The sequence below is a fragment of the Stutzerimonas kirkiae genome, from assembly GCF_004327335.1.
Lineage (GTDB): Bacteria > Pseudomonadota > Gammaproteobacteria > Pseudomonadales > Pseudomonadaceae > Stutzerimonas > Stutzerimonas kirkiae.
In genome coordinates this window covers 1-2,422 of record NZ_QJUO01000068.1, presented here as the reverse complement: position 1 = coordinate 2,422, position 2,422 = coordinate 1, and the positions used below count along the sequence as shown (strand labels likewise).

Sequence of the window (2,422 nt, the reverse complement as noted above, 5' to 3'; positions counted from 1 at the left end):
CCGGAGAAGGGCATAGGTTTTGGTGCTCTGTGCTACTTGGGTAACGAGCAAGCCAAACGCGCATTGGCCGCACTGCCGCTACCCCGGATCACCTTCAACTATCTGGGTCAGTTCGATAGTAGTTTTGCCCAAGAGCAGGAGGAGGAAGAAAGCGCATTCCTGGTACCTGCGCTAGAGCGCCCAGGAGCAAGCCAGAGCGGACGAGCCCCGCTGAGCAACTGGTTGAATATCAATGGTCGGGTGTATGGCGATGAGTTGAGCTTGAATTGGAGCTTCAGCAAGGAGATGTTCAAGGAAGAAACCATCCAGCATCTGGCGAATGATTATGCCGAAGAGCTCAAGGCACTGATCGAGCATTGCATTGCGAAAAATAGTGCCGGCCTCACCCCATCGGATGTGCCTCTATCCAAGTTGATTCAGGAACAGTTGGACCTGTTGCCGATAGCGGCAAATGAAATCGAAGATATCTACCCGCTGTCACCGATGCAGCAGGGCATGCTGTTCCACACGCTGTACGCACAGGGCGGCGGCGACTACATCAACCAGATGCGCGTGGACGTGAACGGCCTGGACGTGGAGCGCTTCCAGCAGGCCTGGCAGGCCGTGGTCGACCGTCACAACGTGTTGCGGGCGAGCTTCATCACCCAGTTCGAACAGCCGCTACAGGTTATCCGCAAGCACGTCGAAATACCCTTCATCAGCCTTGACTGGCGTACCCAGCCTGATCTTCAGGTCAGCCTGGATACCTGGGCCGAGGCCGACCGTCAAAGAGGATTCGATCTGCTGAATGATCCTTTGCTGCGTCTCGCAGTGATTCGTACCGGGGAGAACGATCACCACCTGATCTATACCAGCCACCATATCCTGATGGATGGCTGGAGCAGTTCGCAGTTGCTGGGTGAGGTTCTGCAAGCTTATGCCGGTGTACAGGCCAACCTGCAAGTAGGTCGCTACCGTGACTATATCGAATGGCTGAAAGGGCAGGATAAGGCACAGGACGAAACCTTCTGGCGCAGCCAATTCGGGGAGCAACAAGAGCCGACCAGCTTGGCCCAAGCCATCCGCCAGAGCAAGGCGGATCTCGGTACCGGCTACGGCAATCACTACCAGATACTGGACCACGCTCAAACCCAACGACTCAGTGAGTTCGCCCGCCAGCAGCGCGTAACGGCCAACACCCTGTTACAAGCGTCCTGGTTGCTGTTGCTGCAACGCTACACCGGCCAGGACACCGTCACCTTCGGTGCCACTGTTGCTGGCCGCCCGGCTGAACTGAAAGGTGTGGAACAGCAACTGGGTCTGTTCATCAACACCTTGCCGGTTATTGCCAGCCCGAAACCGGAGCAGAGCGTGGCGCAGTGGCTCGAGCAGGTACAGGCACAGAACCTTGCCTTGCGTGAACACGAACACACACCGCTATATGAAGTCCAGCGTTGGGCCGGTCTGGGTGGCGAAGCGCTGTTTGACAATATCCTAGTATTCGAGAACTACCCGATCTCTGAAACGTTGCAACAAGGTGCGCCGGATGGGCTCAGCTTCAGCACGGTAGTCAACCAGGAACAGACCAATTACCCGCTGACCTTGGTCATTGGCCTGGGCGATACATTGTCAATCCACTACAGCTACGACCGGGAGTACTTCGGCGACGACTGTGTGGCGCAGTTGAGCCAGCACTTTAGTAAGCTGATCGAAGCCATCACACAGCGGCCGCAACAAGCTCTTGGCGAACTGCGCCTGCTTGACGAAGAAGACTACCAGCGGATCGTCCATGAGTGGAACCGTGCGCAGACCAGCTACCCGAGCGACGGCTGCATCCACGAACTGATCGAAGAGCAGATACGCAGGACCCCGGATGCGGTGGCGGTGGTCTTCGAGGATCGGCAACTGACCTACGCCGAACTCAACCGCCAGGCCAATCGTCTTGCTCACAGGCTGATCGAACTGGGGGTAGGCCCGGACGTGCTGGTGGGTATCGCGGTGGAGAGGAGTTTTGAGATGGTGGTGGGGCTGCTGGCGATCCTGAAGGCCGGCGGCGCCTACGTACCGCTGGATCCCGAGTATCCGCAGGACCGATTGGCCTACATGATCGAGGACAGCGGCATCCAACTGCTGTTGAGCCAGAGTCATCTGCAAGAGCAGTTACCGATCCCAAGCCATGTCCAAACCCTTGTTTTAGATCAGGGCAACGAGTTGTTGAGAGGCCATAGCGAGACCAATCTGAGCAACCTCACGCGACCAGAAAACCTGGCTTACGTGATCTACACCTCAGGCTCGACAGGCAAGCCCAAAGGCACCTTGCTGCCGCACCACAATGTCATGCGCCTGTTCCGGGCCACCCAGGATTGGTACCAGTTCGATGCCTGCGACGTCTGGAGCGTTTTCCACTCCTACGCCTTCGATTTCTCGGTCTGGGAACTGTTCG

Annotated in this window: 1 protein-coding gene; it reads left to right on the top strand. The window is 57.3% G+C overall.

The features are described from left to right. The coding region (locus DNJ95_RS19035; RefSeq protein ID WP_165491668.1) for a condensation domain-containing protein at window positions 1-2,422 on the top strand (2,422 nt) is incomplete at both ends.